Origin of the sequence: Streptomyces sp. NPDC007095 (assembly GCF_040634475.1) — a bacterium.
In the GTDB taxonomy this organism is placed as follows: domain Bacteria; phylum Actinomycetota; class Actinomycetes; order Streptomycetales; family Streptomycetaceae; genus Streptomyces.
In genome coordinates, this window is the sequence record NZ_JBEYFS010000080.1 from 31,096 (window position 1) to 46,361 (window position 15,266).

At 72.0% G+C, this 15,266-nt stretch carries 14 protein-coding genes and 2 pseudogenes; 9 read left to right on the forward strand and 7 right to left on the reverse strand.

The window, feature by feature from the left end:
• The first annotated feature begins 103 nt into the window (after positions 1 to 103).
• A complete protein-coding gene (locus ABZ656_RS26350) occupies positions 104 to 1,864 on the forward strand; it encodes a GAF domain-containing protein (RefSeq protein ID WP_180362274.1) in 1,761 nt (586 codons plus the stop codon).
• A gap of 94 nt (positions 1,865 to 1,958) precedes the next feature.
• On the opposite strand, the gene ABZ656_RS26355 is transcribed toward ABZ656_RS26350, so the two are convergent.
• From ABZ656_RS26355 to ABZ656_RS26365, 3 genes are all read right to left on the reverse strand, one after another.
• A complete protein-coding gene (locus tag ABZ656_RS26355; protein ID WP_101403003.1) occupies positions 1,959 to 2,660 on the reverse strand; it encodes a response regulator transcription factor in 702 nt (233 codons plus the stop codon).
• A gap of 134 nt (positions 2,661 to 2,794) precedes the next feature.
• A complete protein-coding gene (locus tag ABZ656_RS26360; protein WP_101403004.1) occupies positions 2,795 to 3,457 on the reverse strand; it encodes a CBS domain-containing protein in 663 nt (220 codons plus the stop codon).
• A gap of 28 nt (positions 3,458 to 3,485) precedes the next feature.
• Complete coding sequence (locus tag ABZ656_RS26365) at positions 3,486 to 3,950, reverse strand: cyclic nucleotide-binding domain-containing protein (protein WP_101404058.1); 465 nt, start codon at positions 3,948 to 3,950, stop codon at positions 3,486 to 3,488.
• A 198-nt stretch (positions 3,951 to 4,148) separates the two neighbouring features.
• On the opposite strand from ABZ656_RS26365, the gene ABZ656_RS26370 reads away from it, so the two are divergent.
• From ABZ656_RS26370 to ABZ656_RS26385, 4 genes are all read left to right on the forward strand, one after another.
• On the forward strand, positions 4,149 to 5,057 hold the full coding sequence (locus tag ABZ656_RS26370) for a universal stress protein (protein ID WP_360270905.1): 909 nt from the start codon (positions 4,149 to 4,151) through the stop codon (positions 5,055 to 5,057).
• 20 nt (positions 5,058 to 5,077) lie between these two features.
• On the forward strand, positions 5,078 to 7,708 hold the full coding sequence (gene ppdK, locus ABZ656_RS26375) for a pyruvate, phosphate dikinase (protein ID WP_101403006.1): 2,631 nt from the start codon (positions 5,078 to 5,080) through the stop codon (positions 7,706 to 7,708).
• A 193-nt stretch (positions 7,709 to 7,901) separates the two neighbouring features.
• Entirely contained in the window at positions 7,902 to 8,720 is an 819-nt protein-coding gene (locus tag ABZ656_RS26380) for a universal stress protein (RefSeq protein ID WP_360270907.1), read from the forward strand.
• 128 nt (positions 8,721 to 8,848) lie between these two features.
• Positions 8,849 to 9,730, forward strand: coding sequence for a universal stress protein (locus ABZ656_RS26385; RefSeq protein WP_101403007.1), 882 nt, complete (start codon positions 8,849 to 8,851; stop codon positions 9,728 to 9,730).
• A 114-nt stretch (positions 9,731 to 9,844) separates the two neighbouring features.
• Here the strand turns inward: ABZ656_RS26385 and ABZ656_RS26390 are convergent.
• A pseudogene (locus ABZ656_RS26390) lies at positions 9,845 to 10,393 on the reverse strand (universal stress protein); the annotation flags it as partial.
• Here ABZ656_RS26390 and ABZ656_RS26395 point away from each other — a divergent pair.
• Positions 10,393 to 10,665, forward strand: coding sequence for a hypothetical protein (locus tag ABZ656_RS26395; protein WP_360270920.1), 273 nt, complete (start codon positions 10,393 to 10,395; stop codon positions 10,663 to 10,665). The pseudogene ABZ656_RS26390 and the gene ABZ656_RS26395 overlap by 1 nt on opposite strands.
• Positions 10,666 to 10,707: 42 nt before the next feature.
• Here ABZ656_RS26395 and ABZ656_RS26400 read toward each other — a convergent pair.
• Positions 10,708 to 11,031 (reverse strand): annotated as a pseudogene (locus tag ABZ656_RS26400) (TrkA C-terminal domain-containing protein); the annotation flags it as partial.
• Between the two features lie 149 nt (positions 11,032 to 11,180).
• Here ABZ656_RS26400 and ABZ656_RS26405 point away from each other — a divergent pair.
• Positions 11,181 to 12,044, forward strand: a complete 864-nt coding sequence (locus ABZ656_RS26405; protein ID WP_180362276.1) for a universal stress protein — start codon at positions 11,181 to 11,183, stop codon at positions 12,042 to 12,044.
• Positions 12,045 to 12,128: 84 nt separating this feature from the next.
• Here ABZ656_RS26405 and ABZ656_RS26410 read toward each other — a convergent pair whose 3' ends face one another.
• Together ABZ656_RS26410 and ABZ656_RS26415 are read right to left on the reverse strand one after the other, a co-directional pair.
• A complete protein-coding gene (locus tag ABZ656_RS26410; RefSeq protein ID WP_360270910.1) occupies positions 12,129 to 13,280 on the reverse strand; it encodes a site-2 protease family protein in 1,152 nt (383 codons plus the stop codon).
• An 18-nt stretch (positions 13,281 to 13,298) separates the two neighbouring features.
• Positions 13,299 to 14,144: a CBS domain-containing protein gene (locus tag ABZ656_RS26415; RefSeq protein WP_360270912.1), complete on the reverse strand. Its 846-nt coding sequence runs from the start codon at positions 14,142 to 14,144 to the stop codon at positions 13,299 to 13,301.
• A gap of 183 nt (positions 14,145 to 14,327) precedes the next feature.
• Between ABZ656_RS26415 and ABZ656_RS26420 the strand changes: the two genes are divergently transcribed.
• Positions 14,328 to 14,807, forward strand: coding sequence for a hypothetical protein (locus ABZ656_RS26420; RefSeq protein WP_360270914.1), 480 nt, complete (start codon positions 14,328 to 14,330; stop codon positions 14,805 to 14,807).
• 23 nt (positions 14,808 to 14,830) lie between these two features.
• Entirely contained in the window at positions 14,831 to 15,247 is a 417-nt protein-coding gene (locus ABZ656_RS26425; protein ID WP_360270916.1) for a hypothetical protein, read from the forward strand.
• The last annotated feature ends 19 nt before the right edge of the window (positions 15,248 to 15,266 follow it).

The following is a 15,266-nucleotide window of genomic DNA, read 5'->3' on the forward strand; positions in this document are numbered from 1 at the left end:
GTCGTCGGGGCAGTACGTGATGCTGCTGAGGCCTCCCAGGCAGTACCGTGAGGGCAGGCGAACTGGTGCGCGGTCTTGTCCGCCGAATCGGCTGGAGGAAGCGATGGGCGCGGACACACGCGGGGGAACCGAGCAGCATCTGCCCAAGCTTCGGCTCGACGAGCTGCTGGGCGAGCTGCAGGTACGCATCGACGCCGTCCGCGGCACTCGGGACCGCCTGCACAACCTGCTGGAGGCCGTCCTGTCCGTCGGACGGGAGCTGGACCTGCCACAGGTGTTGCGCAGCATCGTCGAGGCCGCCGTGGTCCTGGTGGACGCCGAGTACGGGGCCCTGGGCGTGATCGGTGGCGACCGGAAGCTGTCCGCGTTCATCACCGTCGGCATCGACGACGAGTGGCGGTCCGAGATCGGGGCGCTGCCCAGCGGGCACGGGCTCCTCGGCGAGCTGATCCGGCACCCGGTGCCCCTGAGGCTGCCGGAGCTCTCCGAGCACCCCGAGTCGTACGGCTTCCCTGCCCACCACCCGGCGATGCACTCCTTCCTCGGCGTACCGATCCGGGTGCGCGACGAGGTCTTCGGGAACCTGTACCTCACCGAGAAGCGCAACGAGCGGGAGTTCGACGCGGAGGACGAGTCCGTCCTGTCGACGCTGGCCGTGGCCGCCGGCGTCGCCATCGAGAACGCGCGGCTGTACGAGGAGACCAGGCTTCGCGAACGCTGGCAGCGGGCAAGCGGGAAGGTCACCAGTGTCCTGCTGACCGGCGCGCCCAGCGCGGAGGTGCTGGAGCTGATCGTCGACGAGGCCCGGAAGATCGTCTCCGCGGACATGGGAATGATCGCGGAGGGCGTACAGGGCGAGGAGGCGCTGCGGCCCGCGCTGGCCGTCGGGCTCGGCGCGGAGCAGCGCGGCGGCCTGGTGATGTCGACCCGGGACGGCTTCGTCGGAGCCGCGCTGAGCTCCGCGGAGCCTGTGGTCAGCGCCGACATCGCACACGATGCGCGCGCGGGCGAGGGCGAAGCCCAGTGGGCCGGGCTCGGACCCGTCGTCGCGGTGCCGCTCGGTACCAGCGGGAAGGCCCGGGGTGTGCTGCTGCTCGGGCGGGTCCAGGGCGGCGCACCCTTCGGAGACGCGGACACCGGACCGCTGCTCGGGTTCGCCGACCAGGCCGCACTGGCGCTGGAGCTGGCCGAGCGACGGCGGGACGCGGAACAGATCGCGCTGCTCCAGGACCGCGACCGCATCGCCCGGGACCTGCACGACCTCGCCATCCAGCGGCTCTTCGCGGCCGGCATGACACTGCAGAGCGCCCAGCGCTTCATGGAACACGCCGAGGGAATGGAGCGACTGACGCGGACCGTCGACGACCTCGACGACACCATCAAGATCATCCGGTCCACGATCTTCGGGCTGCGGACGCACGGTGGGGTCGGCAGGGAGGGCAACGGTCTGCGTGGCCGGGTCTCCGAAGCGGTCACGGCCTCGACCACGTCGTTCGGGTTCCCGCCCGCGCTACGGATCGAGGGGCTCGTCGAGACCGATGTCCCCGGCGACATCGCCGACCACGCCGTCGCGGTGCTCGGTGAGGCGCTGAGCAATGCGGTCCGGCACTCCGGAGCGCATGCCGTGGACGTCCGACTCCAATGCGCCGGGGGTGAGTTGACGCTCACCGTGACGGACGACGGCTGCGGGGTGTCGGGTGACGTACGGCGCAGCGGGCTGAAGAACATGGACGAGCGGGCCGTCGCCCTCGGGGGCGTACTGACCCTCGGCGAACGGCCCGAGGGCGGCGGCACACGGCTGGTGTGGCGGGTACCGGTGGGCGCACCCGGCGCCGGACCGGGGCCCGGTCCGGCGAATGGCTGAGACTGCCGGTGACCTGTGCGTCCGGTGTCCGGCGGCTGCCGGTGGCGGGGGCTGGTCGCTCAGGTCGCAGCGCCCCTGAAGGGCACTCCCGGGGTCAGCGAGTCTGGTGGTCGGCGGTGTCGGGGTGCTCCAACTGGCTGGCCAGGACCGCCGCCTGGACCCTGCGCTGGACGCCTAGTTTGGCCAGCAGCCGGGAGATGTGGTTCTTCACCGTCTTCTCGGACAGATAGAGCCTCTTGCCGATCTCCCGGTTGGTGAGCCCGTCCCCGATCAGCGCGAGGATGTCGCGCTCGCGGGGCGAGAGGCCGGCGAGTTCGGGAGCGAGTGCCGGGGCCTCGGTGGGGTCCGCGCGCAGCGACCGCATCAGCCGGGCCGTCGTCGTGGGGTCCAGCATCGACTGGCCGGAAGCCACGGTGCGGACCGCCGCGACCAGGTCGGAGCCCTTGATCTGCTTGAGCACGTACCCCGAGGCTCCGGCCATGATCGCGTCGAGCAGGGCCTCCTCGTCGTCGAACGACGTCAGCATCAGACAGGCCAGCTCCGGCATCTGGTTCCGCAGCTCCCGGCAGACGCTGATCCCGTCGCCGTCCGGCAGCCGTACGTCCAGGACGGCCACGTGCGGCCGCAGCGCGGGGCCGCGCACCAGCGCGTGCTCGACGCTGCCCGCGTCGCCGACCACCGAGATGTCCGGCTCGGCGTCCAGGAGATCGGTCAGACCGCGGCGCACCACCTCGTGGTCGTCCAGCAGGAAGACCCGGATGGGGTTCTGTTCCGTGAAGGTGCGCGCCTCGGCCATGACGACCCCTTGTTCAGTTTCAGTGGTGGACTGCGGACCACGAGCGGGTTGAGACGACGATCATCACGCTCCGGGGCCGAACGCACTAGGGCCGACCGGCCCAACTTGAGAGCGGTCCTGGAAGCGACCTCCGGTCACCGCTCCGGCTGTCCGGACGGCCCCGTGAGCTCGAACTCCACGTCCACCACACCTTCGACGGCCCGCACCAGGCGCGCGGCCACGGGCACCAACGAGGTGTCCCTGACACGCCCGGCGAGGGTGACGACCCCATCGTGCACCTGTACCCGCACGGGTGACAACGGTGCACGGAACAGATACGACACCACCTCGCGGCGCACCTCCTCGGCGATGTCCTCGTCGTCCCGCAGGAACACCTTCAGCAGGTCGCCGCGGCTGACGACGCCTTCGAGCAGGCCCATGTCGTCGACGACGGGGAGCCGCTTGACCTTGGCGTGCGCCATGGCGCGTGCGGCCTGCGCCAGAGTCGCGTTCGCCCGGACGGTGACGGCCGGGGCCGTCATCAGGTCCTCGGCGGTCACGGCGCCGGCCTTGGCGAGATCGGGAAGCCTCCGCAACTGCGTGTACCGGTCCGGATCACCGTCGCGGAACTCCTCCTTGGGGAGCAGATCGGCCTCGGAGACCACCCCGATCACCCGGCCCTCGCCCTCCAGGACGGGCAGCGCACTGACCTTCCACTGCTCCATCAACTGCACGATCTCCTTGAAGTTGGCCTTGCGGCCGATGGCGGCGACGGTGTGGGTCATCACGTCGCTGACGATGTGCGGGGTGCCGTGCACGGTGACTCCTCGGTGGATTGCGACGTGGTCAACTGAGACTTCCGCTGCCGTAGGGCGCGTACATGTCCAACAGCCGGGTCCTGGCCGACCGCAGACGGCGGGCGACCGTGTCTCCCACCCACTGGCTGACGGCCATGCCCAGCGCCGGATCGGCCCGACACATCTCGCGGACGGCTTCGGCGTCGAACTCGTACGCGCGCACCGGACTCGTGGCCTCCGCGCCCAGGTGCCAGGTGTGCGGTCCGAACAGCCAGGACCAGCCGACGAGTTCGTTGTGCCCGACGCTCTCGATGACGGCCGCGCGGCGGCCGGGCACGCGCATGTCGAGAGCCACCGTGCCGGTACGGATGATCCAGAACCGGTCCGCTCGCCGGCCCTCCTCGAACAGACGCGTTCCCAGCGGGAACGACACCTCCCGGGCGATGTGCATCAGCCGCTCGCCGTGCTCGGCGGGCAATGCCCGCAGCATGCTGGAAGTGGGGGAAGCGTTCATGATCGTGTCCTCTTCCTCGAGCTCCTCTTCCAGGAGCGCGACCCTGCCACCTCCAATCTCTTCTCCGGGCCGCCCTTCCACCATGGGCCGAAGGGCCCCTCGGAAGGGCCTGCCCGGCCCCTGCACCCGAGCACGGCCCGGTATCAGGCTCGATGGCAGAAGAGGAATCCACCGGCATGCACGCAGGAGGTGCGGACCATGCTTCGACACGTCGCCGCGGGGATCGACGGTTCTCCCGAAGGCCTGGCCGCCGCGCACTGGGCGGCCAGGGAAGCCATGCGCCGAGGCACGGCACTGCGCCTGGTGCACGCCTGGGAGTGGCAGCCGCGGCCGGCCCCGAGCGTCCCCGCGGACATGTCGCAGCGGTCCTGGGCCGAGGACATGCTGGCGCAGGCGTCGGACAGCATGCGCGCCGCGCACTTCGGCCTGCAGGTCATCACCCACTCGGTCGCCGACGCACCGGTCGGGGCCCTGCTCGCGGCGGCCGAAGAGGCCGAGCTGCTGGTCCTCGGCTCGCGCGGGATCAGCGGCGTCGCGGGCTTCCTGACCGGATCGGTGTCACAGCGGGTGGTCGCCAGGTCACCGCGCCCCGTGGTGCTGGTGCGGGCGGGGGAGTGCACCGCCGACGAGCACTTCTCGGCGGTGGACGGAATCTCGCCCGACGAGATACCCGAGACCCCGTACCGCGACGTCGTGCTCGGCCTCGACACGGCCCGGCCCTGCGACGAACTGATCGAGTTCGCCTTCGACGCCGCCCGACGCCGTGCCACCCCGCTCCGCGTGGTCCATGCCTTCAGCCCTCCGCCCGCCTACGCGGCGATCGACAGGCTCGCCCCCGAGAACGGCCCCGAACTGCTCGCCGAGCACGAACGCGCCGTGGTCGCGACGCTGCGCCCCTGGTGCGAGAAGTTCCCCGAGGTCGCCGTGAGCGAGACCGTCACCGAAGGGCGCGCGGCCGGCGAGCTGATCCACGCCTCGGCCGGCGCGGCCCTCCTCGTGGTGGGACGCCGGGTGCGCGAGACCCGGCTCGGCACCCACCTCGGCTCCGTCGCGCACGCCGTACTGCACCACGCGCCCTGCCCCGTCGCCGTCGTCCCGCACGCCTGAACACCCCCGGAGGATGAGAGATGACCAGGTACGTGTACGCATTCTCCCAGGGCGGCCGTGACATGACGGACCTGCTCGGCGGCAAGGGAGCCAACCTGGCGGAGATGACCCGGCTGGGACTGCCGGTACCGCCCGGCTTCACCGTCACCACCGACGCCTGCCGGGAGTACCTGGCCACCGGCGAGGAACCGGGAGAACTGGCCGCCCAGGTCGCGCACGCGCTGGTGGAGTTGGAACGACGCACCGGTCGCGAGCTGGGCGGCCGTGACAACCCCCTGCTGCTGTCCGTGCGTTCGGGCAGCAAGTTCTCGATGCCCGGGATGATGGAGACGATCCTGGACATCGGCCTCGGCGACGCATCCGTCCTCGGACTCGCCAAGGCCACCGGCAGCGAGCGCTTCGCGTGGGACTCGTACCGCCGCCTGCTCCAGATGTACGGCCGCACGGTCCTCGGCATCGCCCCGGAACTGTTCGAGCGGCGTGGGAGCACCGACGACCCCGCCCGGCTCGTCGAGGACTACAAGCAGGTGATCCGGGACGCGACGGGCGAGGAGTTCCCGCAGGACCCCGGCGCGCAGCTGTACCGCTCGATCCGGGCGGTCTTCCGCTCCTGGAACAGCGAGCGCGCCCGCCTCTACCGCCGTCGCGAACACATCCCCGACGACCTGGGCACCGCCGTCAACATCCAGGTCATGGTCTTCGGCAACCTCGGTCCGGACTCCGGCACGGGAGTCGCCTTCACCCGCGACCCGGCCACCGGCGCCCGTGGTGTCTACGGCGACTACCTGCAGGACGCCCAGGGCGAGGACGTCGTCGCCGGCATCCGCAACGCCGTGCCACTCGCCGAACTGGAACGGCTCGACCCGCCCTCGTACCGGCAACTCAGCGACCACATGGGCACGTTGGAGCACCACTACCGCGACCTGTGTGACATCGAGTTCACCATCGAGCGAGGCACGCTCTGGATGCTCCAGACCCGGGTCGGCAAGCGCACCGCCGAGGCCGCCTTCCGTATCGCCGAGGCACTCGTCGACGAGGAACTGATCGGCGAGGACGAAGCGCTCGCCCGGGTCTCGGGCGCGCAGCTCGCCCGCCTGATGTTCCCCCGCTTCGAAGCACACGCCGAGACGAAGCCGCTCGCCCACGGCGTCCCTGCGTCCCCCGGAGCCGCTGTCGGAGCGATCGTCTTCGACTCGGCCGAGGCGGTGCGGCGCGCCGCGACGGGGGAGAGGGTGGTCCTCGTACGCCGGGAGACCACCCCCGACGACCTGCCGGGAATGGTCGCGGCCGAGGCCGTCCTCACCAGCCGTGGCGGCAAGACCAGCCACGCGGCCGTCGTGGCGCGGGGCATGGGCAAGGTGTGCGTGTGCGGCGCCGAGGAACTGACGGTGGACGTCGAGGCACGGACGCTCACCGCCCCCGACCGGACCGTGCTCGCCGAAGGCACGGTGATCTCCGTGGACGGCACGGCGGGCACGGTCCACCTCGGGGCACTGCCGCTGACCGACTCGTCGGTGGGCCACTTCCTGGACACCGGGGACCGCGACGGGGCATTGACCGCCGCCGTGGCCCGCACCCTCGAACACGCCGACTCCGTGCGCCGCCTGGGGGTGCGCGCCAACGCCGACACCCCCGAGGACGCGGCCCGCGCCCGCCGCTACGGAGCCGAGGGGATCGGACTGTGCCGCACCGAGCACATGTTCCTCGGCGAGCGTCGCAGTCTGGTAGAAGCGATGATCCTCGCCGAGGACGAGACCGGGCGGCGCGCCGCCCTGGACGCGCTGCTGCCGCTCCAGCGGGCCGACTTCGCCGGCATCCTGGCCGCGATGGACGGGCTGCCGGTGACGATCCGTCTGATCGACCCACCACTGCACGAGTTCCTGCCCGACCTCACCGAACTCGCCGTCCGTGTCGCCACCCACCCCACCGCGCACGACCGGCGCCTGCTGGCCGCCGTGGAGCGCACGCACGAGAGCAACCCGATGCTCGGGCTGCGCGGCGTGCGCCTCGGACTCGTCGTCCCGGGACTGGTCGAGATGCAGGTACGGGCGATCGCCGAAGCCGTCGTGGAGCGGCTGCGGGACGGGGGAGACCCCCGGGCCGAGATCATGGTTCCGCTGGTCGGCACGGTGGAGGAGCTGCGGATCGTACGGGCGGCTGCGGAGCGCGTGCTCGCCGAGGTGTCGAAGTCGTCCGGACTCACGGTCGACTGCCCCATCGGCACGATGATCGAACTGCCCCGTGCGGCGCTGACCGCCGGCCGGATCGCGGAGGCCGCCGACTTCTTCTCCTTCGGCACCAACGACTTGACGCAGACGGCGTGGGGACTGTCCCGCGACGACGTCGAGGCGTCCTTCTTCCCCGCCTATCTCGCCCAGGGCATCTTCGCCACCTCGCCCTTCGAGACACTCGACCGGGACGGCGTCGGCCGACTGGTCCGGATCGCCGTCGAGGAGGGCCGCGCGACGAACCCGACCCTGAAGATCGGCGTCTGCGGCGAACACGGCGGCGACCCGGACTCCATCCACTTCTTCCACGACACCGGCCTCGACTACGTCTCCTGCTCGCCGTTCCGCGTTCCCGCCGCCCGCCTGGAAGCAGGCCGCGCGGCACTGTCGAACCGGGCCGACGGGGCGTCCGCGGCCACCTAGTGCCGCGGCAGGCAACGTTTGCCCGTCAAGGAGCGGCGTCCGGTGCGTGCTCTCGGCGTGCCGGCCGGAAGTCCTCGTACTGGACGTACTTGGGCTTTCGGCCGGTGCGGCGAGAGTGCGTGCCGGGCGTCGCGACGGGGCGAACGTTGCCTGTTGCGGCACTAGACAACACCGACCAAGGGGAGGGACAGACATGACCACCCGTCATGTGACCGTCGGCGTGGACGGCACGCTCATCGCCGTGCGGGCGCTGGACCGGGCCGCCGAGGAAGCGGTGCTGCGCGGCGCCCTGCTGGACATCGTGTACGCCGTGCCCGACCTCGACGAGGCCGGGCCGGTACTGGCGTCCGCGGCTGCCCGGGTGCGCGAGCGGCACCCCGGCCTGCCTGTCACGGCCTCCGCCTTCGAGGGCGGACCGGTCCAGGCACTGGTTCAGCACGGTCGGGGCGCCGAGCTCACCGTGGTCGGTACACGAGGGCTCGGCGGTGTCGCCGGCTTAGTGTTCGGCTCGGTGAGCCTGCGGCTGGCCGCGCGGACGTGCGGTCCGCTGCTCGTCGTACGCGGGAACCACCGGTCCGCCCGCCGCGGTGAGGTGTTGCTCGGCATGGAAGGCGACGCCGACGCGGATGCCGCGGCATACGCCTTCGCGGAGGCGGCGCGCCGCGGGGTCCGGCTGAGTGTGCTGGACGCCGTGGCCTCTCGACGCCCGGCGCCCGCGCCAACGGCCCTGATTCCCGCGGATCGGGCGCGGGACGATGCCGTCGTGCGAGTACCGACCGAACAGGCTGTACCGCGCCGTGCGGTTGCCGGGCTGCGGCAGCGCTATCCCCAAGTCGAAGTGGTGCTCCGCACGTTCGACTCCGGCAGGGTGCACTCGCTGCTGGAGGCGACCCGCGAAGCCGCCGTCGTAGTCGTCGGTGCCCACGGTCACCCCCACCACATCGGCCCGCGACCCGGCCCGGTCACCACCGCCCTGCTGCATCACTCCCACTGCCCGGTCGTGATCGTGTGAACCGACCCTCGCGGCGGAACGGGGCACGTGCGGACGGGCCGTTCGGCCCCGGGCCGGGACCTGCGGCCCCTCCTGACGTGGGCCTGCCACCCGGAGACTGAGTCGCATCCCCTTGAGGAGGTCCGCACATGTCCCGCAACGTCACCGTCGGTCTGGACGGTTCGCCCGAGAGTCTCGCGGCGGCGGACTGGGCCGCTCACGAGGCCCTGCTGCGCGACGCGCCCCTGCGCCTCGTGCACGCCTGGCAGTGGCAGCCCTACATGTACTCCCCGCTCGCGGGCGTCTCCGTGCCGCCCGTGGACGACCCGCGGGGCGAGTGGGCCGAGCGCCTGCCGCGGGAGACCGCCGCCCGGCTTGCCGAACGCCACCCCGGCCTGCACATCTGTGCCGAGCGGATCCCGGAGCAGCCCGTCACCGCGCTGCTGGCTGCCGCCGCGGAGGCCGATCTCCTGGTGCTCGGGTCCCGGGGCCTGGGCGGAGTCACCGGGTTCATCGTCGGCTCCGTGGCACTCGCCGTCGTGGCCAGGACCGAGCGGCCGGTCGTCCTCGTACGAGCCGGCGAACGTGTCGCAGACGACCACCTGAAGGGCGGTGTCGTGCTCGGCCTGGACCTGGAGCATCCGGACGGTTCCCTGATCGGATTCGCGTTCGAAGCCGCTTCTCGGCGCGGGCGGAACCTTCGCGTCGTCCACGGATGGAGTCTGCCGTCCTCCTACGGCTACGGCGGCGCCTTCGACCTCGACCTCAACGCGGAACTGCGCGCGCAGGTCCGGCACAACATGATCGAGGTACTGCGGCCGTGGCGGGAGAAGTTCCCCGGCGTCGAGGTGAACGAGCAGGAGGTGGTCGGCAGCGCGGGCTCCCACCTGGTCGACGCCTCCCGGGACGCGGCACTGGTCGTGGTCGGGCGTCGCAACCGGCGTAGGCCGGTGGGTCCACACATCGGACCGGTGACGCAGGCGGTGCTGCACCATGCCGCCGCCCCGGTGGCGGTGGTCCCGCACGACTGACCGGGCACATGGCGGCGGTCAGGCGTGCAGTGAGCCTGAGCCTGAGCCGGTCAGGCGTGCAGTGAGCCTGAGCCTGAGCCTGAGCCTGAGCCGGGCGTCCGGGCCCGGCCGCCGTCACTCGCTCTGCGGCACGATCGCCACCGGGCAGTCCGCGTGATACAGCAGGCTGTGGCTGACCCGGCCGAGCTGACAGAAGTGGCCGTGCCTGCGCTGGGCCCCGACGACGACGAGGTCCGCGGCCGCGGAGCGGTGCAGGAGCACCTTGCTGGCGGGCCCTTCGACCGTCGTCCGGTGTACGCGGATGCCCGGGTGGTCCACCACCGCGTCGCGGAGCACGGCGTCGAGCAGTTCCGATGCCCGGTGCTCGTGGCGGCCCTCCGGTTCCCCGGCGAGCCGGGGATCGTGGGTCGTCTCGTCCGAGGGGCGGCGCCATGCGCGTACGACATCGAGGGCGGACTTGCGTGCCTCGGCCTCGCGGAAGGCGAACCGCGCCGCCTCCACGCCGGTGGAAGGGTCTCCCGCACCCAGCAGAATCCGCTCATGGGCACCCTCCAGTCCGGCCTTGTCGCCGCGGACCACGATCTCCGGGCAGTGTGCTCGAGCCGCCACTCCGAGGCCGACCGAGCCCAGGAGCAGACCCTTGAACTCGCCGCGGCCACGTGATGTCCCGGGCCCTCACGGCGGCCCACGTCTCCGCCGCGCCCGCCAGGGCCGCGGCGCTGGCACTCGCCTGGTACACCGTACTGCTGTACGTCGTCGCCGGAGCCGGCGCCGCCGTGAGCAGTGGCTGGTGGCCGGGCGTCGCGATCGTGGCGGCTTCCAGCGGGCTCGCTCTCAAGGCGATCTGGTTCCACCCGCGGCTCGCCGCAGGGGTCCTGCTCGACGTGGGAGTCATCCTCGCCGTGGTCTTCGTATGGCCCGGATCTCTCCACTGAATCCGGATCCTGTTCGGTGGCGGCGTGGGAGACGACGAAGTGTTCGTCGCCCGGCTGGAGCCGCGTCTCGGGGGTGGGGACGTTGGGCTGTCCGTCGCGGACGACCGTGGCGATGACGGCGCCCGCGGGGAGCGTGGTCTCGGTGAGCGTGCGGCCCGCGGCGAGGGAGCGCGGTGTGATGGCGGTTTCGATGACGTCGACGCCCGCCTTGCTCAGCCTCAGCAGGGCAACGGTGTCCGTGACACCGGTCGCCTCCTCCACGGCCAGGTTCGGACCGGCCTTCGCCGCAACGGCGAGCAGCGCCCCCTCGGTGATGTCGCCCGGCTCGCGGCCTCCGTCCCCCGGCGTCCGTACGGGGATTTCCATACCCGTCGTCACACCTTGGCACGGCGGGGTCACAGCGAACGGCTGGTCTCGCGGACCGGGACCTTCGGCCCTGCCCGTGGGCCGACTGGGATCTCCCTGCCGTCCGCAGGCGGTGTCAGGGTGGAATGACCTGGCGCCCAGGAGGGATCATGGTTGACGTACGCGTGCCGATCGTCGTAGGGGCGGACGGATCCGAGACCGGCGCACTCGCGGTCCGTTGGGCCGCTGTCGAAGCCGCTGCCGGTGGCACAGACCTGCACATCGTGCACGCCACCGCCCTCGACGCCCCGGGCGGGCACCGGCCCGACTACGCGGCCCGGCTGGTGCTCGAAGCCGGACAGGACATCCTGGACGAAGCGGTCGCGCTGGCCACCGGTCAGGTGCCCGACCTGGGTGTCACCTCCACGCTCAGCCGGGACTCCGCGGCCCGGGCCCTGCTCGGCGAGGCAGGGGCGAACGGAATGATCGTCGTGGGTTCGCGTGGGCTCGGTGGGTTCGCCGCGCTCTTGCTGGGTTCGGTCGGACTTCGGGTCGCCGCCCGTGCGACGGTTCCGCTCGTCGTGGTCCGCGGAGCGCTCGAACCCGTCCCGACGGGTGTCGTAGTGGCCGCCGTACGTGACGAGAGGGACCTCGACGCGGCTCGCTTCGCGGCGGAGGCAGCTGGTCGGCGCAAGGCGTCACTGCGCGTGTGGAGTGCTTACACGTTCTACCAGTACGCCGGGAGCATGGTGCCGATGCTCGACGACCTCACGGAGATCGTCGAGGAGCAGACGAGCGCCACCGCCCGTCTCGTCGGACCCCTGCGGGACGAATTCCCCGCCCTCACGGTGACCGTTGACGTCGTGCGGGCCCCGTCCGTGGCCGGTGCCCTTGTCGACGTGTCCGCCCACGCGGACCTCCTCGTCATCGGTGCCCGTCGCCCCGCACACACGATCGGCGCGCCCTTGGGCCACGTCGCCCACGCCGTGCTGCACCACGCGCACTGCCCCGTGACGATGGTTCCCGGGCGATGAGTCCCACCGCGCCGGTGCCGCCGCACCCCTGAGTCACCCCGGCAGCTGGAGGCCGCGAGCCGGGCGACATCACCGAGGGAGGAGTCACCCCGGCAGCTGACCGAGGGAGCGCCGTGTGGCGTCGCTCAGCGTGTGCTGCTGGAGCAGTCGCATCAGGTCGTGCGGGGTGACGATCCCCACGAGGGGCCCGCCGTCGACGACCAGGATCCGCATCCCGGCCTGCGTGTGGACCCGTCCGAGGACGTCGTTGAGCAGTTCGCCCGGGGCGGCCAGGGTGAGTTGCGACAGCGGCGTGGCCACGTCGCGTACGCGCACCGTCGCCCGGCTGTCGGCCGGCACGGTGGCGATCGCGCGCATCTGGACGATCCCGGTGGGGCGGGCGTCCAGGTCGAGCAGCGGTATCGCCGAGTGCCGGGCCCGAACCGCGACCTCGTCGATGAACCGGTCCACGGTCAGCCAGTCGGATGCGGTGGTCACCGGACTGGACATGGCCTCGGCCACCCGCACTCCGCGCAGCGCCGTGGTGAGGACGGCCCGTTGCCGTTCGGCGCCGGCGGTGACGGCGATGAACAGGCCGACGAAGGCCAGCCAGAGACCGCCGCTCGCCCCGCGCAGCAAGGCCAGCCAGCCCGCGGCCATCAGCAGCATCCCGACGACCTGCCCGCCCCGATCGGCCGCCAGCTCGGCGCGGTCGCGTTCCCCGGTGCGCCACCACAGCGCGGCGTGCAGCACCCGCCCCCCGTCCAGCGGCACGGCGGGCAGCAGGTTGAGCGCACCGAGCAGCAGGTTGGCCCAGCCCAGCCAGATGAGGAGGGCCGCGGGTACCGCCCAGCCGGAGACGTGGTGCAGGCCCGCTCCCGCGGCTAGGGCGACGCCACCGATGAGGAGGCTGGTCACGGGTCCGCTCGCGGCCACAGCCAGCGCCACCGGGGCGGTGCCAGGCTTACCCGTGCGGGTCATTCCGCCCATGGCCCACAGGGTCACGTCCTCCACCGGGACGTCGTTCCTGCGGGCGGTGGCCGCGTGCGCGGCCTCGTGCAGCAGCAGGCTCGCCACCAGCAGCACGGCACCGGCCAGGCTCATGGACGTGTACACGGTGATCGACCGGCCGGGAAGCCACGCGGGCAGCGTGTCGTGCCTCAGTCCGTACGCGATGAGAACCACCAGCAGCGGCACGCTCCAGTGCATGCGCAGCGGCACCCCGAACACCCGGCCGATCTGGAACGAACCCTTCATGGGTGCTGCCGCCCTCGGTCAGTGCGCCGTGAGATGTTCGGAGACCTCGACCACGTCGTCGATCTCCTCGATGGATTCGAGCAGCTTCGGGATGAGCGATCCGTCCATTTCGCCGCTCACGCTGACCACGCCGTTCTCCACGGTCACCTCGAAGGCGTCGGGATCGAGCAGGAAGTCCTGCCGGATGATCCGGGTCTCGATCTCCTCGCGGATCTTCGTGTCATCGCGCACCAGAGCCCGTACCAGGTCGATCCGGCTCACCACGCCCACCAACCGGTCCTTGTGATCGACGACCGGTAGCCGCTTCAGGCGCGAACGCGCGGCCAGCCAAGCGGCGTCGGCCACCGTCGTGCCGGGAGCGACCGTGATCGCCGGGGAGGTCATGAGGGTGGCCGCGGTCTCCCCGCGGCCCTTCTCGTACAGGCGGTGCTCCCGGAGCCGGCGAATCGGGCCGGGGTGAGGGACCGCCACTTGCGCCGCCGCCTTGGCCAGCAGGTCGGACTCGGAGACCACGCCGATCACCCGGTCGTCGGCGTCGACCACGGGCACGGCGCCGAGGTGCTCACGGGACAGTGTCCGGACGATCTCCAGGAAAGGTGTTTCGCCCGTTACGGAGACGGCCGGCACGCTCATCACCTCGCGCACACGCGGGATGGCGGGGGCCGACTCGTCCTCGTCGAGGACGGGTCGCGGTCCCTTCGGGCGAGGGGGCTGCTCGTCGGCGCGCGCCGCGGAAGTGGTGGCCACGGCACTGAGATAGCGCAGCATCAGGTCCTGACGGTTCTCCTCGCCGGGCCTCCAGCCGCGTCCGGGCACGGCCTTCCGCGCCTGCCGCTCCACGGAACCACGTTCGAGTCCACTCATGGCAGCCTCCCTGAAGCGCGGGGCCGAACCCTTTACAGGACCAGTCTCACGCCGGTGGAACGGCTGAGCACAGGGCCGGTCGGCCCCCGGCCGGGGACGGGCGGCCCTACTCCGCGAGCTGCGTTCCTCCCTAACGTGGACACTGGACTGGGAGCGACGCGACCGACTCGTAGGAGCGCTGCTGTGGCGGGATTCCGGGATTTCCTGATGCGGTTCCGGCCGGTGGGTCTGCCCGGTCCGGCCGCCGCGGGAGGAGTGCCCGCCGACCGGTCGGCCGAACTCGCCGCCGAGCTGGAGCCGCCGCTCGTACTCCTGGAAGAGACCGAGGCCGAGGCGCGGGCCGTGCGGGAGCGGGCGGACGAGGAGGCGGCTCGGCGCCGTCGGGCGGCCGAACGGACTGCCAAGGACATCGTCGAACAGGCCCGAGCGCGTGCACCGGTCGTACGGGAGCAGAGCGCCGCCCTGATACGCGACGCCACCGAAGCCGAGGCCATGGAGCTGCTCGCGGCCGCCGCGCGCGACACCGTTGCCCTACGGCGCCGGATCGAGCTCCGCACGCCCGCACTCGTGGACCGTCTCGTGAACGCTCTGGTCGAGGAATTGACGGCCCCGGACGACGAACGCCAGGAAGGGGGCCCGCCACCGTGGGCGCCGGGTGGGTAGCGGGCGTGACGCGGTCCAGGGCCATGCTGTCCAGGTGCCTGGGCGCCGGGGCCCAGGACGTGGCCGGCGCCGTGACACTCGACGACGCGCTCAGGTACCTCGGTGCCACGGCGTACGGGCACGATCTCGGCTCGGAGGCCGACCTGGCCGACGCCCAGCGGGCGGTGTCGGCGACGCTTCTGTGGCATCTGCGGGTGCTCGCCGGATGGCAGCCCCGCGCGGGCGCCACCGCCATCCGGCTCCTCGCCTCCGGATTCGAGATCGCCAACGTGGACGACCACGCCCGCGCGCTGTCGGGCGCGACCCCCTCCCCGCCCGCGCGGCGCCCCTACGGACTGGGTGCGTTGGCGACGGCGTGGCCGAGGCTGTCCCACACCGGCTCGCCGGCCGAGCTGCGCGCCGCGATGGCCGGCTCCGCATGGGGCGACCCGGGAGTGTAGCTCCTCGATCACCAGCGAC

Excerpts from the sequence above, each read along its gene's own strand:
- ABZ656_RS26350 (WP_180362274.1), top strand. The coding sequence starts at position 104 with ATGGGCGCGGACACACGCGGGGGAACCGAGCAGCATCTGCCCAAGCTT.
- ABZ656_RS26355 (WP_101403003.1), bottom strand. The coding sequence starts at position 2,660 with ATGGCCGAGGCGCGCACCTTCACGGAACAGAACCCCATCCGGGTCTTC.
- ABZ656_RS26365 (WP_101404058.1), bottom strand. The coding sequence starts at position 3,950 with ATGAACGCTTCCCCCACTTCCAGCATGCTGCGGGCATTGCCCGCCGAG.
- ABZ656_RS26370 (WP_360270905.1), top strand. The coding sequence starts at position 4,149 with ATGCTTCGACACGTCGCCGCGGGGATCGACGGTTCTCCCGAAGGCCTG.
- ppdK (WP_101403006.1), top strand. The coding sequence starts at position 5,078 with ATGACCAGGTACGTGTACGCATTCTCCCAGGGCGGCCGTGACATGACG.
- ABZ656_RS26380 (WP_360270907.1), top strand. The coding sequence starts at position 7,902 with ATGACCACCCGTCATGTGACCGTCGGCGTGGACGGCACGCTCATCGCC.
- ABZ656_RS26385 (WP_101403007.1), top strand. The coding sequence starts at position 8,849 with ATGTCCCGCAACGTCACCGTCGGTCTGGACGGTTCGCCCGAGAGTCTC.
- ABZ656_RS26395 (WP_360270920.1), top strand. The coding sequence starts at position 10,393 with ATGTCCCGGGCCCTCACGGCGGCCCACGTCTCCGCCGCGCCCGCCAGG.
- ABZ656_RS26405 (WP_180362276.1), top strand. The coding sequence starts at position 11,181 with ATGGTTGACGTACGCGTGCCGATCGTCGTAGGGGCGGACGGATCCGAG.
- ABZ656_RS26410 (WP_360270910.1), bottom strand. The coding sequence starts at position 13,280 with ATGAAGGGTTCGTTCCAGATCGGCCGGGTGTTCGGGGTGCCGCTGCGC.
- ABZ656_RS26415 (WP_360270912.1), bottom strand. The coding sequence starts at position 14,144 with ATGAGTGGACTCGAACGTGGTTCCGTGGAGCGGCAGGCGCGGAAGGCC.
- ABZ656_RS26425 (WP_360270916.1), top strand. The coding sequence starts at position 14,831 with ATGCTGTCCAGGTGCCTGGGCGCCGGGGCCCAGGACGTGGCCGGCGCC.